At 68.9% G+C, this 15,550-nt stretch carries 13 protein-coding genes; 4 read left to right on the top strand and 9 right to left on the bottom strand.

The genetic code is table 11. From position 1 onward, the window contains the following. Positions 1 to 825: metal-dependent hydrolase (locus G3N61_RS18440; RefSeq protein ID WP_205823258.1), on the bottom strand; the 825-nt coding region annotated here is incomplete at its 3' end. 581 nt (positions 826 to 1,406) lie between these two features. On the opposite strand from G3N61_RS18440, the gene G3N61_RS18435 reads away from it, so the two are divergent. The 3 genes from G3N61_RS18435 to G3N61_RS18425 all read left to right on the top strand — a co-directional run bounded on the left by G3N61_RS18435 (position 1,407) and on the right by G3N61_RS18425 (position 4,203). Further along, positions 1,407 to 1,748, top strand: coding sequence for an FKBP-type peptidyl-prolyl cis-trans isomerase (locus G3N61_RS18435; RefSeq protein WP_043177872.1), 342 nt, complete (start codon positions 1,407 to 1,409; stop codon positions 1,746 to 1,748). Between the two features lie 35 nt (positions 1,749 to 1,783). Further along, positions 1,784 to 2,557, top strand: a complete 774-nt coding sequence (locus tag G3N61_RS18430; RefSeq protein ID WP_205823257.1) for an AraC family transcriptional regulator — start codon at positions 1,784 to 1,786, stop codon at positions 2,555 to 2,557. Positions 2,558 to 2,754: 197 nt separating this feature from the next. After that, entirely contained in the window at positions 2,755 to 4,203 is a 1,449-nt protein-coding gene (locus G3N61_RS18425; RefSeq protein ID WP_205823256.1) for an MFS transporter, read from the top strand. A gap of 10 nt (positions 4,204 to 4,213) precedes the next feature. On the opposite strand, the gene G3N61_RS18420 is transcribed toward G3N61_RS18425, so the two are convergent. Both G3N61_RS18420 and G3N61_RS18415 read right to left on the bottom strand, forming a co-directional pair. Further along, positions 4,214 to 5,149 carry a hypothetical protein gene (locus G3N61_RS18420; protein ID WP_205823255.1) on the bottom strand — a complete coding sequence of 312 codons (936 nt, stop codon included), beginning with the start codon at positions 5,147 to 5,149 and terminating at the stop codon, positions 4,214 to 4,216. A 68-nt stretch (positions 5,150 to 5,217) separates the two neighbouring features. Continuing rightward, the gene (locus tag G3N61_RS18415; RefSeq protein WP_196249761.1) at positions 5,218 to 5,688 is read right to left on the bottom strand and encodes a helix-turn-helix domain-containing protein; all 471 of its coding nucleotides are present in this window, start codon (positions 5,686 to 5,688) and stop codon (positions 5,218 to 5,220) included. A gap of 154 nt (positions 5,689 to 5,842) precedes the next feature. Between G3N61_RS18415 and G3N61_RS18410 the strand changes: the two genes are divergently transcribed. Then, positions 5,843 to 7,078, top strand: coding sequence for an MFS transporter (locus tag G3N61_RS18410; protein ID WP_205823254.1), 1,236 nt, complete (start codon positions 5,843 to 5,845; stop codon positions 7,076 to 7,078). A 178-nt stretch (positions 7,079 to 7,256) separates the two neighbouring features. Here the strand turns inward: G3N61_RS18410 and G3N61_RS18405 are convergent, their stop codons facing one another. From G3N61_RS18405 to G3N61_RS18380, 6 genes are all read right to left on the bottom strand, one after another. Further along, on the bottom strand, positions 7,257 to 8,423 hold the full coding sequence (locus tag G3N61_RS18405) for a glycosyltransferase family 4 protein (protein WP_043177880.1): 1,167 nt from the start codon (positions 8,421 to 8,423) through the stop codon (positions 7,257 to 7,259). After that, positions 8,423 to 9,607 (bottom strand): glycosyltransferase family 4 protein, encoded by a 1,185-nt coding sequence (locus G3N61_RS18400; RefSeq protein ID WP_175221774.1) that lies wholly within the window; start codon positions 9,605 to 9,607, stop codon positions 8,423 to 8,425. The genes G3N61_RS18405 and G3N61_RS18400 overlap by 1 nt, the downstream gene beginning before the upstream one ends. Beyond that, positions 9,604 to 11,076: a glucose-6-phosphate isomerase gene (locus G3N61_RS18395; protein ID WP_043179150.1), complete on the bottom strand. Its 1,473-nt coding sequence runs from the start codon at positions 11,074 to 11,076 to the stop codon at positions 9,604 to 9,606. The genes G3N61_RS18400 and G3N61_RS18395 overlap by 4 nt, the downstream gene beginning before the upstream one ends. A 9-nt stretch (positions 11,077 to 11,085) precedes the next feature. Beyond that, complete coding sequence (locus G3N61_RS18390) at positions 11,086 to 12,222, bottom strand: glycosyltransferase family 4 protein (RefSeq protein WP_205823253.1); 1,137 nt, start codon at positions 12,220 to 12,222, stop codon at positions 11,086 to 11,088. 46 nt (positions 12,223 to 12,268) lie between these two features. After that, positions 12,269 to 13,228, bottom strand: coding sequence for a glycosyltransferase family 2 protein (locus tag G3N61_RS18385; protein WP_043177884.1), 960 nt, complete (start codon positions 13,226 to 13,228; stop codon positions 12,269 to 12,271). 64 nt (positions 13,229 to 13,292) lie between these two features. Beyond that, entirely contained in the window at positions 13,293 to 15,518 is a 2,226-nt protein-coding gene (locus G3N61_RS18380) for a polysaccharide biosynthesis tyrosine autokinase (protein ID WP_043177886.1), read from the bottom strand. Positions 15,519 to 15,550 lie beyond the last annotated feature (32 nt).

Raw genomic sequence — 15,550 nt, 5'->3', positions numbered from 1 at the left:
GACCCGCGCGAGATGGTGGTGGTTGTCGTGATCCCACGGATGGAAGCCCGGCCGGAAGAAGCTCAGCCATTCGCCGGCGATGCGCGGGAACAGCCCGCGGCGCGGCCCGTACAGGAACGCCATCATCCGCAGCATGCCGCGCACGTGGTGGCCGGCGCCGCGATCGCGCCACAGCAGCGTCGCATGCATCAGGAACACGGTCGGCCAGAACGTCAGCGTCGTCAGCAGATACACGCCGATCCGGATCAGGTAACGGCGCAACCCCGGTTCCATCGCGGCATTCCATACGTCGAACGACACGGCCTTGTGCTCGGTTTCCTCGAGCGCGTGCCAGATCCACATCTGGCGGTAGCCTTCGACCGAGCCGTCGAGGCGCGTCGGGTCGCGCAGCAGCCAGTCGGCCAGCATCGCCGTGTAGTGCTCCGCCGCGACCGTGTGCGCGAGCTGCACCGAATGCGGCAGCTTGCGCTTCATGTAGCCGAGCACCGTCCACACGCGCTTGTCGAGCTTGCGCGCGGGCAGGTGATTCGCCTGCATCAGCTCGTTGTATTCGATGTGCTCGCGCGTGTGCATCGCCTCCTGGCCGATGAAGCCGAGCACCTGCTGCTTCAGCACGGGATCGTCGATCCGGTCGCGGTAGTTGCGCACCGAATCCATGAAGAAACGCTCGCCGGCCGGAAACAGCAGCGACAGTGCGTTGAAGAAATGGGTCACGTGCGACCCGAGGCCATGCCAGTCCTTCGCGCGTTCGACCGGCAGGTCGAAGCGCAGGTCGCGGCGCACCGGCATGATCCCGGCTGCGGTGGCGGAAGCGGCTGACTTCATGTTCATCGTTCTCCTGGTTCCGGCGCGGCCCGGCGCGTCGTTCGACGCGGCCGGCGCGGGCCCGGGCGGCGCGTCGCGCACCGCCAAAATCTTGACATCGACAGCTGTAAAGATAGGCCGCCCGCGGCGGCGCACGCAAGCCGCGCGGTAGATGCGCGCTTCCAAACAGGGCACGGTCGAAAAGGCGGAAAAAACGGCGCTCGCACGGTATCCGGGCGGGTCGGGATTCGAACGCGCGAGACCGCACGCGGGCCAGTTGCGGCGGCCGGCGCCGCCTCGCAGCCGTGGCCTGAAAGCCGCGTGTGGCGGGCGTTTCACGGAATCCGGCGAAGCCGTGCGGCAGGCGGGCGAACGCCCCGGTAGCACCGATTCATACACGCGTCGCACTCGCGCGGTGCAACCTCGGTCGCACGGCTCGCGAAAAATTCAAACAGGCGTTCCATTTGCGTTTCGCGCGATCGCGGCCGCGGTGGCCCACCGCCGTCCGCGACACGCGTGCGACCGGCCGAAAGCCACGAGCGGCGGCCCGCTGCGTGCTCGCCTACAATAGCGGTTTTACCCATCCTTTTTCAGGAGAAGTCATGTCTGTCATCACGACCGAATCGGGCCTCAAATACGAAGACCTGACCGAAGGCACCGGCGACGTTGCACAAGCCGGCCAGACCGTCAGCGTCCACTACACGGGCTGGCTGACCGACGGTCAGAAATTCGATTCGAGCAAGGATCGCAACGACCCGTTCGCGTTCGTGCTCGGCGGCGGCATGGTCATCAAGGGCTGGGACGAAGGCGTGCAGGGCATGAAGGTCGGCGGCGTGCGTCGCCTGACGATCCCGCCGCAACTCGGCTACGGCCCGCGCGGCGCAGGCGGCGTGATTCCGCCGAATGCGACGCTCGTGTTCGAAGTCGAACTGCTCGCCCTCTGACACGGCACACGAGCCGCCGGCTGACGCCCTGCCCCATGGCACACCTTCCGTCCCCCACCGTCGCACTGCAACGCTACGACACGCTCGAAGCGTCGGACGTGCACGACTTTCACCAGATCGTGCTCGGCATCGACGGCGCGATGGTGATGGCGGTGGACGGCGTCAGCCAGCGTCTCGACCGGCACGGCGCCTGGCTGATTCCGGCCGGCGCGCGCCACGATTACGCGGGCCTGGGCGAGAACCGCCAGCTCGTGCTCAATCTCCCGCCCGCGTCGCTCGCGGTGCCGCAGCGGCTGTTCGACAACGCGCGCGCCGTGGCGATCGATCCGGCACTGACGTCGCTGGTCGCGCAGATCGCGGCGGCAGCCGCGCAACTCGACGCGCCCGCCGGTGACGCACAGCACGCGGCCGCGCACCGTTTTCAGTGGCAGGCGGCCGCGCGGCTGTGCGGCGCGCTGCTCGACGAACGCGGCATCGCCACGCCCGCACCGGGCCTCGATTTCGCACGCATCGACCGCTGGCTGCGCGCACGGCTTGCGGAACCGCTACGCATCGCCGATCTCGCCGCGCACTGCGGCTACGGGATGCGCCGTTTTCATCAACTGTTCGTCGATGCGTTCGGCGAAACGCCGCATCGCTACCTGCAGCGGCTCAGGCTCGACGCGGCCGTGATCCTGCTCGCGGACGGCCGGTATCCGCTCGTCGATATCGCCGGAATGGTCGGCTTCGCGGATCAAAGCACGTTCACGCACGCGTTCACGAAGCGCTTCGGCGTGGCGCCGGGACGCTGGCGCGGCGCGCGGCATTGAGCGCAGTCGCGTGCCGGCGTTGAATCCGCATCAACGCACGTCGTAGCGGCACGGTTCGGCAAACCGCATTCGCACGGGCGCCCGGCCAGTCGCAGCCTTCGCCGCTCCCGTTCGCCATCCCATCGCATCCTGTCGCCCGCTTCGACGCTTCACGTCCCGCTGAAACATCGCCCGCCGCCGCGTCCTACGATTGACGCATGGATACGACCGCCCCCTCCCCCGCCTTCCCGCCCGCGCTCGCCCGCATCGTCGCGACCGTCAGCACCGGCTTCGTCGTCACGCAGCTCGACGTGACGATCGTCAACATCGCGCTCGCGCATCTCGCCGGCGACCTGCACTTGCCGGTCGCCGGCCTGCAGTGGGTCGTCGATGCGTACACGCTCGCGTTCGCGGTGCTGATGCTGTCGGGCGGCGCGCTCGGCGACCGCTTCGGCGCGCGCCGCCTGTATATCACTGGCCTCGCGCTGTTCGCGCTCGCGTCGCTCGCCTGCGGCGCCGCAAGCACGCCCGCGATGCTGATCGCCGCGCGTGCGCTACAGGGCGTCGGCGCCGCAGCGATGCTGCCCAATTCGCTCGCACTGCTCAACGACGCGTGCCGGCACGACCCGCTCCTGCGTGCGCGAGCCGTCGGCGGATGGACGGCAGCCGGGTCGATTTCGATCGCGGCCGGCCCGGTCGTCGGCGGCCTGCTGATCGCGGCGTGGGGCTGGCGCGGCATCTTCCTCGTGAACCTGCCGCTGTGTGCGGCCGGGCTGGCGGCCGCCTTGGCATGGGTACCCGCGCGCCGCGTGGGGGCTACGCCGGCCGCGCCTTCCCGTTCCGTCCGTGCACTCGACCTGCGCGGCCAGTTCATCGCGATCGCGATGCTGACCGCGCTGACCGGCGCCGTGATCGAATGGCGGCCGCTCGGCTTCGCGCATCCGGTCGTCGCCGGCGGCTTCGCGCTGGCCGCACTCGCCGCGCTCGCATTCGTCGCGGTCGAAGCGCGCACGGCCACGCCGATGCTGCCGTTGTCGCTGTTCCGCCATCGCACGTTCAGCGCGGCCGTGCTGTTCGGGATCTGCGTGAACTTCACGTACTACGGCACCGTGTTCGTGCTCGCGCTGTACCTGCAGCGCGCACGCGGCGAATCGGCGTTGCAGGCGGGCCTCGCGTTCCTGCCGCTGACGGGCGGCTTCCTGCTGTCGAACCTCGCGAGCGGCCGCGTCGTGGCGCGTCACGGCCCGCGTGCGCCGATGCTGGCGGGCGCGCTCGTCGCCGCACTCGGCTACGGGTCGCTGCATTTCATCGACGCGTCGACGCCGCTGGCCGTGCTGCTCGTGCCGTTCCTGCTGATTCCGTCGGGCATGGGTTTCGCGGTGCCGGCGATGACGACCGCCGTGCTCGCGTCGGTCGCGCCCGAGCGGGCCGGCATCGCGTCGGCCGTGCTGAATACCGCGCGGCAGGCCGGCGGCGCGATGGGCGTCGCAGCGTTCGGCGCGCTCGCCGGCGGTGGCGGCGCGGCGCAGGTCGTGACCGGGTTGCGGATCGACACGGCCGTGTCGGTCGCGCTGCTGGTCGCCGCCGCGCTGCTCGCGACGCGGGTGCGGCCCGATGCGCATCGCGGTGCATCGCCCGCGCGTCAGGCCGTGGCGGCGGCCGATTGAACGGAGGCGGTCAGGCGTCGCCGGGGTCGCGCTGGACCAGGTGACGCCACGGGAACACGTTGTCCTTGAAGTGACTCACGTAGCCGCCGTGGCCGGCCTGGATCACCATGAACGACAGCCGCGGATGCAGCGCCTGCAGCGCGTCGAGCGCGTCCCGATCGAGACAGGTATTTCTCAGCGTCAGCGTATGGAGCCGCTGGCCGGCCTGGCTCTTCAGCAAGCGCTCGTAGGCCTCGAACGACGTGACGCTGCCGGCGTCGCGCGCGCGCTTCCAGGTCGAATGCAATGCGGTCGATTCGGAGAAATCGAGCCAGCCGAGCGACGACAGGTTGTCGCTGCCGGCAAGACGCTCGATGAACTGCTGCGTGTCGTCTCCACCGCCGATGCGCAGCCGCTGGAGATGCGCAAGCGGCACGTCGAAAAAGCGCGCGTCGGGTGCATTCGGCACCGTCAGCTCGGTGAGAAACGGCGCCTTCGCGGCAAAGCGGGCAATCTCGCCGCCCTCCTGCATGATCAGGTCGCGGCGCACGATCATCGACTGGTTGTGATCGGCCGGCTCGGTCGGCCGCACATACAGCGAGCGCAGCATCGGGAAGCGCGCATCCGAATCGAGCAGCGGACCGAAATCCCATTCGAGCGTGCCGTTCGCGCCTTCGTCGAGGCCGCTGAACGCGAGATCGGTCACGAGCGCCGCGACGTCCCGCTCGGCCAGACATTGCAGCGTCCAGTCGAACGGCTCCTCCCAGGCGCCGCCGAAGTACCGGACATGCAGCCCGGCCCGCATCGGCGCGACGGTGACATGGTTGAAATCGGTCTGCCACAGCGGCTCAGCCGGATCGGCATGGTCGCGCCCGTCCTCGGCGCCCTCGCGCTCGCAGTAGTCGTGGATGCGACGCTGCAGGTCGAGCAGCAGCCGATAACCGGCGGAATCCAGCGGGTGGGACATGACGATGCGGCTCCGGTCGACGACGATCGCGACAGTCTATCCGACGGCCCAGCCGTCGCGCATGACGCTCACTGTCGCGTCGTACCGGCTGCGTCGCCGATCTTCTTCACGATCGTCTCCGCCGCCTTCAACGGCCGGCCGTCGTCATGCCGCAGCGCGAGCTTGCGGATCGCGCGCCCGGTGCTGCGGTCGAGCAGCACCGAATGCGGTTCGCCGCGCGCGAACAGGTTCGCCTCGCCCCACTGCCGCAGCATCACGATCACCGGAAACAGCCCTTCGCCCTTTTTGGTCAGCGCGTACTCCTGATACGCGCTACCGTCCGACGCCGGCACGACGTCGAACACGCCGGCGTCCACCAGCATCCTGAGCCGGTCGGACAGGATGTTGCTCGCAACGCCGAGGCTCGCGCGGAAATCGCCGAACCGGCGCACGCCGTCGAATGCATCGCGCACGATCAGCAATGCCCAGCGATCGCCGACGATATCGGTCGCCCGTGCCACCGGGCACGGCGAATCCGCAAGACTTTTCTGCCTGGCCATGTTCCTCTCCGCCATCGCGCCGGCCGCCTTCTCGGCACCACCGGCCATCCGTGCACGGACGTCCCGTCCGCCGCACAACAGGTTGCATTTTAAAACTACTTTTCCTACACTCCATTCTGGTTTCAATTTGCAACTACTTTGCGTAAGGGAACTCATGGATTCTTCCTGTCATTCCGGCAGCGTTGCATCGAACGCACCTGCCCATGCAGCACATCCGGCCGACGTCGGCCGCCTGTCCGCGGCGCGCGTCGCGTTGCTGGCCATCTGCTGCGCGACCAGTGTCGCGAACGTCTACTACGCGCAGCCGCTGCTCGATTCGATCGCCCGGGATTTCGGCGTGTCGCAGGCGGCCGTCGGCGGCGTCATCACCGCGACGCAGCTCGGCTGTGCGCTCGCGCTGCTGTTCGTCGTCCCGCTCGGCGACCTGCTGAACCGCAAGCGCCTGATCACCGTGCAGCTCCTGTTGCTGACGGCGGCCTGCATCGGTGTCGCCGCCTCGTCGACGCGCGTCGCGCTGCTGGCAGGGATGGTCGCCGTCGGGCTGCTCGGTACCGCGATGACGCAAGGGCTGATCGCGTGCTCGGCCGCGCTGGCGGGCGCCGGCGAACGCGGGCGTGTGGTGGGGGCCGCGCAAGGCGGCGTCGTGGTCGGGTTGCTGGCCGCACGCTCGCTGGCCGGCGTCGTCACCGATATCGCGGGCTGGCGGGCCGTCTATCTGGTGTCGGGCGCGCTCGCGATCGTCATGCTCGTCGTGCTGTCGCGGCTGTTGCCGGACGAGAACGGGCCGCGCGAACGCATCGGCTACGCGGCGCTGCTGCGATCGATGGTGTCGCTGCTGCGCAATGAACGCGTGCTGCGCGTGCGTGGCGCGCTCGCGCTGCTGATGTTCGCGGCATTCAGCATCTTCTGGAGCGCGCTGGTGCTGCCGCTGAGCGCGCCGCCGCACGCGATGTCGCATACGCAGATCGGCGCGTTCGGCCTGGTCGGCGCGCTGGGTGCGGCGGCGGCCGCCCGCGCGGGCCGGCTCGCGGATCGCGGGCGCGGCGAAGCGACGACCGGCGCCGCGCTCGCGCTGCTCGCGTGTTCGTGGTTGCCGCTCGCGTTCGGCAATACGTCGATTGCATGGCTGATCGTCGGCATCGTGCTGCTCGATGTCGGCGGACAGGCCGTCCACGTCGTCAACCAGAGCATGATTCTCGGCGCGCGGCCCGATGCGCATGCGCGACTCGTCGGCTGCTACATGCTGTTCTATTCGGCCGGCAGCGGGCTCGGCGCGATTGCGTCGACGATGATGTATGCACGCGCCGGATGGACGGGCGTCTGCGTGCTCGGCGCCGTCGTGAGCGTGGCGGCGCTCGGCGTCTGGGCCGCGACGCTCAGGCGCGCGTGATGCGTGCCGGCGCCGCGTATCGGATGGAGAAGGCCGGCCTGCCCTTCGCAGGCGGCCGGCACGCGAACCGGCCGCGCACGCGCACCGGTTCGGCTTTCGGTTCGGCTTTCGGTTCGGCTTTCGGTTCGGCTTTCGGTTCGGCTTTCGGTTCGGCGCGCAGGTTGCGCGCCGGGGGCACTCAACCCGCTGCCTGGATCGCCTCTTCGTACACGCCGGCCACGCGCCGCGCGATCACCGCGTTGTCGAAATGATCGCGCGCATAGCGCTTGCACGCGGCCTCGTCGGGTAGCGTGATCGCACCCGACAGCGCGGCGCCGAGACCTTCCGCAATCGCGTCCGCGCCGGTGGACGGCAGCACGAGATCGCTGGACAACCCGGCGACGGCCTCCGGCAGCCCGCCGACCGGCGTGACCAGCACGGGCGTGCCGGACGCGAGCGATTCGACGGTGATCAGCCCGAAGCCTTCGAGCGCGACCGTCGGCACGACACTGACCGTCGCCGCGCGGTACAGCGCCGCGAGATGGTTGTCGGGCACGAAGCCGAGCAGCTTCACGTTGTCCTGCAGCCCGGCCGCATCGATGCGCTGCTGCAGTTCCTCGCCGATCTTGCCCTTGCCGGCGATCAGCAGCAGCACGTCCGGGTGACGGTGCTTGAGGAGGCCGATCGCGTCGATCAGGTCCTCCAGCCCCATGCGCCGCACGAGCCGGCGCACGGCCAGCACGATCGGCCGGTCCTGCGGCAGTTGCAGCTTGTGCCGCGCCTCGCCGGGCGTGAGCGGCGTGTCGAACTGCGCGGTATCGACGCAGCCGGGAATCACGCGCACACGCGACGGATCGATTCCGTAGCGATTCGTCAGGATCTGGCCGAATGCCTGCGACAGCACGATCAGCCGCGACGAACGCGTATAGACGGCCTGTTCGAGATAGCGCTTCGCGCGCTGCCCGAGCGACGCGGCACCCTCGACCTGGCTTTCGTCGGCCCACGGCCCCTGGAAGTGCGACACCTGCGGAATCCCGCGCGTGACGTCGAGGCCCGGGAACGTGTACAGCGCGAAGTGCGACGAGATCACGTCCGGCCGCTCGCTGCGAACCTCCTCGCGCAGCGCGCGCCGCGCGGCGAGCATCCGGCGCGCAAGCGATTCCGTTGCGGGGCCGAAACCCTGGATCGCACCATCCGTGTCGTCGGCGACCTTCGGCGAGCCGGCAACGAGCCCGCGCACCTCGACACCCGCGCCCGGCAGCGCGCCGACGAGCGAGTAGTACATCCGGTCGAGGCCGCCCGCGCGTTCGGGGAACCAGTGCATGCCGATTTGCAACGATTTGATCGGCCGGGAAGATTGGGACATCAGGACTGCTCCTGCGTGACTGCATGCTCGACCCGCTCGAAAGCGGACGGCTGCGAGGGTTGGCCGATGCGCCGATAAAGCGCGACATACTGGGCGCCCATGTGCGCCCAGCCGAAACGGGTCATCAGTTCGCGGGCGGCGTCGCCCATCGCGCGACAGGTGTCGCGCGACGCCGCAAGCGTGCCGATCGCCTGCGCGAGCGCCGCCGGATCGTCCGGATCCTCCAGCACGATCCCGCATTCGCGCGTGATGATTTCCGCGCCGCCCGCCGTGCGCGCGGTGACGACCGGCAGCCCGGCCGCCATCGCCTCGAGCAGCGACAGGCTCATCGCTTCGTAGCGCGACGGAAACACGTAGGCGTCGACCGAGCGCATCAGCGTCGGCATGTTTTTCACGAGACCGAGGAAATGCACGCGCGAATCGATGCCGAGCGCGCGCGCCTCGTCCGGATACGGGCTGCCGGGCAGATAGCCGGCCACCGCCAGATGCACGTTCGCCGGCAGCTTCGTCAGCGCCTTCAGCACGGTGCCGAGGTTCTTGCGCGGCGTGCGCAGGTCGCCGACGAACAGCAGCAGGAACGCATCGTCCGGCAGCTTGAACGCCGCGCGATCGGCCTGCGCGCCCGCGAACGCGCTGGTGTCGACGCCGTTGTAGATCACGCTGATCTTGCGGCTGTCGATGCCGAGCCCGGCGATCTCGTCGGCCACCTTCTGCGACACGGCCGTGATCGCGCGCGAGCGCCGGTACGCCCAGCGCTCGAGCGTGGTGTTCACGCGCGTATAGACGTACTGGTACGCCGACCACAGCCCCTTCGTCGGCCCGAACGGATAGTACGGACTCTTGAACCAGCCGCCGTGCACGAAGTGCGCGGTATTCACGTCGGCCTTGATCCACGAAATGAAGCCGTTCACGTGCAGCACGTCGTACTCGTCGCGGTGCGCGCGCAGCCAGGCCGCGCTCTTCAGCGCGAACACCTGCTGCTTGACGAGGTTCGACGGCCAGAAGCCGCCGACCTTCACCGGCACCCAGCGCACGCGCGGGTCGGCCAGCAGCTCGGGCGCGACGTGCGACGCGACCAGCGTGACCTCGTAGTTTTCGGCCAGCGCCGCGCGCGCGATTTCGTAATTGACGCGGCCCTGCCCGTCGTTATGTCGCACGACGTGCGTGACGATCGCGATTCTCAATGGTCGCCTCCCCGTAAACGCGCGGCGGCCAGCAGGCGTTGTGCCTTTTGCCAGTGCGCCGCGGAAAGAATCGAAAAAATGGCTGTGAACATCAGCAGGCCGCCCGTGCCGATCAGCGAGTTCGTGAACACGAGCATCGCGAAAGTCGACAGGCACAGGCTCAGGCACGCGCCGACGAACTTGTCCTTGCGCAGCTTGAACGCCGCGCGCAACGTGCGGCCGAACAGCATCACGACGCCGGCGAGATACAGCAGCGTGCCGGGCCAGCCGAGCACGAACGGCACGTTCATCACGCCGCTGTCGAAGCTGCCGTACTTGCCGAGTTCGCCGCTGTCGCTCGACAGCTTCGTGGATGCGCCCGTCGCGCCCATCCCTTCGCCGGCGACGTCGGTAAACGCCGTCTGCGCGAAGGTCGCGTAGAACTTGTTGCGATCGTCGTAGCTGCGGTCGTCCTTCAGGTTCGTGATCGACTGGAGACGCTGGCCGAGGCGATCGGCCACCGGCCCGACGGTCAGCAGCGGCACGCACAGCCCGACCAGCACGACGCCGCTGATCAGGATCCGCATCCGCACGCGGTTGTTCGACTGCGCGAGCTGGATCGCGAGCGCGATCACCCAGCCGCCCCACGTCGAGCGCACGAGACACAGCGCGAACGACACGAAGCCGGCCGCCCCCGCGAACCAGCGGATCTTCTGCGGCGCCGCGAGCACGAACACCAGCGCGCCCATCATCGCGAACGCGAACGGCCCCGACGAGTTCATCGTGCTGAACACGCGCACGCCGTACGGCACCGGCTCACCCTGCGAACCCATGTCGGAACCGATCATCCACAGCACGTCCCACTGCGGCATCACGAAGTACTGCACGACGCCGTACACGCCCATCACCAGCATGCCCCACATGAACGTGGACAGCAGCACGTCGCGGTACTCGGGGTAGTCGCGCGCGTTGACCATGATGTGAAAGCCGATCAGCACCGGGTACACCCAGTTCGCGAGGTCGTAGGTCGCGGCCATCACGCCGCTCGACACGATCCCGACGAGATACGCGTACGCGAGCCCGAACAGCATCAGCAGGATCGGGATCCCGCGCCGCTGCGCGAGCACGCGGTAATGCCGGATCAGCCCGAGGCCGGCGATCATCGTCACCGCGAGCGGCGCGACCTGGATCAGGCTCGTTGGCGTGAACGCGCCCTTCGACCAGTCGGCGAGACGCCGCACTTCCGGGCTCAGGAACCACACCCACCACATGAAGCCGACGTAGCGCGCCGGACTCTTGAAATACAGCCAGATGCCGACCGCGATGGCCAGCACCGGAAACGCGAGCGTCAGCACCTTGCCCTGGTGAATGGCGATCAGCGCGGCGGTGAACGTCCACAGCCCGGCCTGCCCGACCCAGTGCTTCGGCTCGGGTAGCCAGCTGCGGTTGCGGTTGCGCGACGGTGCGCGTTCGGCGGTAATCGTACTCATCATCCGCTCTCACCGCGACGACGGTCGCGAATCCGCGAGCGGCATCGCCAGGCCCGCGGCTGCCGGCGTCCGGCGCCGGCGCAGCATGTCGCGCGTGATCCGCACGTGCTGCTCGGCAAACGCCTGCGTGGTCAGGTCGCGCTCGCGCAGGCACGCGGCAGCGGCCCGCGCGCAGCCCAGCGCCGCGGCCGGATCGGCCACGAAGCGATCGGCGGCCTGACGCATCGCCTGTGCGTCGAACGCCGGCACATAGGCGGCCGTATCGTGCGGGAAGTAGTCGCTGAGCCCGCCGACGTCGGACACGATCATCGGCTTGCCGACGGCCGCCGCCTCGAGCATCACGGTAATGCCCGACGCGTGGAAGTTCGGCCGCAACGGCACGACGATCACGTCGGCCCACGCGTACAGCTCGTGCTGCTTCGCGAGCCCCGATGCCGAGCCGATCTTCACGTTCGGCGCATGCCACTCGCGCGGCACGCGGCGGCGCGTCGCGAGCCGCACGTCGTAGCGCTCGTCGCCGCCGAACGCGGCGAGGAACGTGCGCCAGTCGCGGTCGCGGTCGTTGCCGATCGCCGCGATCCGCAGCGGCCGGTTCGGTTGCCATTGCTGCGGCTCGTTGATCGGGAAATCCTGCGTGTTCAGCCCGTAGTAGACGAACTCGGCGTCGCGGCCGAGATAGCGGCGGCACAGGTCGGCGTTGTCGCGCGCCAGCGTGGTCAGCGCGTCGGCGCGTGCGATCAGCTTGCGGTACAGCCAGCGGCGCGGGCCGCCGAAGCTGCCCCACTTGTCGAACAGCCACACGCTCTGCGCGAGCAGCAGCGGGCGCTTGCCCTGTGCACCGGCGAGCTTCAGGATCAGCGAAGCGGCGAGATGCTCCTGCTCCGTGTGCGTCCAGATCACGTCGGTGTTCAGCAGCGCCGCGCGGTTGCGCCACGCATGCACGACGTCGAAGCCGAGCGCCGCCTTCAGCGCGCGGCGCGCGAGGCTGGCAACGCGGTTCTCGCCGCCGTCCTGCGAATAGGTCAGCCGGAATTCGTCGGATTCGGCATGGTGATAGCCGTACAGGCAGCCGATGTCCTCGCCTTTCCGGTAGGTACGCGGATCGGCGCCGTAAAACAGGTGAACGTGGACCTTGGTTGCAGTCATTCGAGCCCTCCGAGGGTGGCCGCGCGACGTTGCGCGCGCGGCTCGTTCAAGACGTCACCGGCGGCATCGCCGCACGATGGGGGGCAAGGTTCGCGCGGCGGGCATCGCGCGCGCCGCGGCGCACCGCGCGCCAGTGCTCGCGGATCCGCTCACGCTTGGCCGTATGCAGCGACAGCAGCACGTGCGCGAGGCCCGGGTAGACGCGCGTACCGACCAGCGTCCACCACCACCATGCGATCTCGCGCCGGACCGGCGACAGATGCTCGCGCAGGATCAGGTGCATGTTGTACGCGCCGTTGCTGATCGCATTCAGCGACGCGGCATCGCGCCGGTCGTCGTCGAAGCGCTCGGCCGGGAAATGATCGACCGCGATCGCCGGGTCGTAGACGAGCTTCCAGCCGTCGCGCTGCACGCGCATGCTGAAACCCATGTCGTTGTGCACCTGCGCCCCGGCGCCGCGCAGCCGCGTGTCGAAGCGCAGCCGCTCGATCGCGGCACGGCGATAGCTCATGTTCGCGCCTTTCAGCATGTCGACTTCGCGCGCACCGCCGACGCCGAGATGATGATTGCCGACGATCTTGCCGGACAGCGTGAGCTGGCCGACGAGTTCGCGCGATTCGTCGAGCACGCGGCCCTTCTCGTGCACCCAGTCGCGCCCGCCGACCGCGCCCACGCGCGGATCGGCTTCGAACACCGACTCGACGCGGGCAAGCCAGTCGGGATGCGGCGCCGCGTCGTCGTCGGTGATCGCGACGACGTCGCCGTTCGCCGAGTCGAGCCCCTTGTTCAGTGCGGCGACCTGGCCCGGCACCTCGACCGGCACGATGCGCAGCGGCAGCGCGCCGCCGACCGCCGGATCGGCGAGCCGTTCGTGCGTGGCGTCGTCCTCCGGGCGCGCGACGACGATCACCTCGTCGGGCAGCCGATGCTGCCGCTGCAGCGCCGCCAGGCAGCGCGCGAGGTCGGCGGGACGCCGATAGGTCGGAACGAGCACGGAAATTTTCATCGTTGGTTCTCCTGTCGGCCGGGCGGGCAACGCTCGCTGCCCGCCCGGTTACGTGCGATGCGGATCAGGCGCTCAGGTATTCATGCACGGCCGCATAGCCGCGGCCGTAGCCACGCGCCTTCGGCGGCACGCCGTTGAAGATCCCGCCTTCCAGGTCGACACCCGCGGTGCGCAGGCGCTTGATCGCGTCGGCGATCTCGCCCTCGGTATGCATGCCCGAGCGCAGCACGAGGAACGTCGAGCCGGCCATGCGGCCGATGATGGTCGCGTCGGTCACTGCCAGCACCGGCGGCGAATCGATCAGCACGACGTCGTAGCGCTTGCCGAGCCCTTCGAGGTATTGCGGCAGGCGCGTCGACATCAGCAGCTCCGACGGGTTCGGCGGGCGCGTGCCGGCCGAGATGAACGACAGGCCCTGCACCGGCGTCTCGCGCACGGCATCTTCGAGCGCCGACTGGTCGCTCAGCAGCTCGGACAGGCCCGGCTGCGACGTGAGGCCGAAGTAACGGTCGAGCAGGCCGCGCCGCATGTCCGCGTCGATCAGCAGCACGCGCTTGCCCGAATGGGCGAGCAGCACCGCGAGGTTGACCGTCAGGAAGCTCTTGCCGATGCCGGGCGTCGGGCCCGTCAGCACGATCACGCGGTTCTTCGCGTCCATCATCGCGAACTGCATTGCAGTGCGCAGGCTGCGCAGGCTCTCGACACTGAGATCCTTCGGACGCAGGCTCGCGAGGATCGGCCGCGCACGGCTGCCGCCCTTCTCGGCCTGCGCGTCGAGCTTCACCTGCTCGGCGCTTTGCGGCACCAGCCCGTACAACGGCAGGTTGAACGCGCGCTCGATGCGGTCCGGATCCTCGATGCCCTGGAACATGTTGCGGCGCAGGAACACGACGCCCGTGCCGAGGATCAGCCCGAGGAACACCGCGGCCGACAGAATCAGCACCTTCTTCGGCTTGACCGGATCGCCCGGACGCAGCGCCGAGTCGACGAGGTGGATGTTGCCGCCCGTGCCGGCCTTCTGCACCGACAGCTCCTGCACGCGGTTCAGCAGCAGCACGTAGATGTCCTCGGCAACCTTCGCGTCACGCTGCAGCTGGACGGCCTTCACTTCGGTGGCCGGCAGGCTGCGGAAGCGGTTGCTGAACTTGTCCTTCTCGCCCTGCAGCTCCGCGAGCTGCTGCTTCGCGGCGATCACCATCGGGTGCGAATCGGTGAAGCGCTGCGCGAGCGACGCGAGCTGCAGGCGCTGCGCGGCGATCTGCTGCTCGTACTGCACGCTGCCTTCGAGGTAGACCTTCGCCTCGTCGCTCGCGTTGATCGAGCCCGACGTGCGCTGGTACTGCGTCAGCGCGGCTTCCGCACGTTCGAGGTCGGCCTTCAGGCGCGGCTCCTCGCCCTTCAGGAAGTCGAGCATCTTGGTCGCTTCGGCCTGCTTCGCGACCACGTGCTGGTTCAGGTACGACTGCGCGAGCGCGTTCGCGATCGCCGCGGTCTGGTCCGGGTCCTTGCCTTCGAGCGAGATCTGCACGACGCCCGTCTGCTTGCCCTGCTCGGTCACCTGAATGCCGGTCTGGAAGCCGCTGATCGCGTCGAGATCGTTGTAGCGGACCACCGTGAACTGCGTACCGGGGCGCGCGACGAGCTTCGACACGAGCAGCGTCACACCTCCGCCCTGAGCCGATTCGCCGACATGACCCGACAGCAGCCGCATGCCGTTCTGGTCGACGATCGAATAGGTGCCGTTCGGGCCGGCCGTCAGCGTCAGCTTCTTGCCTTCGAGCGCGGGCACGACGTTGATCGAATCGACGTCGGCGACTTCACCGCCCCAGGCGTACGACTTCAGGCCGAGCCACGGCCGCGCCGGTTCGCCCGGGGTCGCGACGCGCGCGGCGAAGCTGCCGATCACCGGCAACGTCTTCGGCACGACCGAGAAGTTCAGCTTGAACTGCTCGACCACCGGTGCGACCACGCCGCGGCTCTTGATGATCTCGATTTCCGCATCGGTCGGCGCCTGCTGCGGGCCGCTGTTGATCGACGCGCCCGTCTGCGTCTGCGTGAGCGCCTGCGACGTGTTGTCGTTGCCCTCGACCCGCACGTGCACGTCGGCCTGATAGACCGGCTTCGCGACGAAGCAGTAGAGGCCGGCGAGCGCGACGACCGTCACCGCGATGCCGAGCAGCAGCCAGATGTCGTCCATGATCACCTGGAGCAACTGGCCGAGGACGACGTCCTCTTCCTCGGTTTTCGCGGACAGATCCGCGTAGGAGTGTTTCGCTTGCGTGTTCACCATTCGTTCCCGCTTGAGTGGTGCCGGGGCGGAGG

Origin of the sequence: Burkholderia sp. Ac-20349 (assembly GCF_017104865.1) — a bacterium.
In the GTDB taxonomy this organism is placed as follows: Bacteria; Pseudomonadota; Gammaproteobacteria; order Burkholderiales; family Burkholderiaceae; genus Burkholderia; species Burkholderia aenigmatica.
The sequence above is the reverse complement of the archived record's forward strand: the minus strand, read 5'-3'. Positions and strand labels throughout refer to the sequence as shown.